Genomic DNA, 239 nt, shown 5'->3' with positions numbered 1-239 from the left:
GATCAGCTTTCACGGCTCGACCGTTGACGAGCTGATGACCGATTTTCATGCGGCCGTCGATCACTACCTGACGGACTGCGAGCAGGCTGGGCGAAAGCCGCAGAAGCCTGCATCTGGAAAGCTGATGCTACGCATTGATCCCGATGTGCATGCGCGCGTTGGCATCGCGGCGGCCGTCTCAGGCGAGAGCGTGAATCAGTGGTCGGAGGAAGTGCTTGGCCGCGCCGCGCGCGAAGTGC

At 62.3% G+C, this 239-nt stretch carries 1 protein-coding gene; it reads left to right on the top strand.

The window, feature by feature from the left end; genetic code table 11:
- Positions 1–34 precede the first annotated feature (34 nt).
- Positions 35–239, top strand: a 205-nt coding sequence (locus SB772_RS45210) for a type II toxin-antitoxin system HicB family antitoxin (RefSeq protein ID WP_410839176.1), incomplete at its 3' end; no start/stop codon positions are given.

The sequence above is a fragment of the Paraburkholderia sp. SIMBA_030 genome (genome assembly GCF_046535245.1).
Taxonomy (GTDB): domain Bacteria; phylum Pseudomonadota; class Gammaproteobacteria; order Burkholderiales; family Burkholderiaceae; genus Paraburkholderia.
This window is presented reverse-complemented; position numbering and strand designations above follow the sequence as displayed.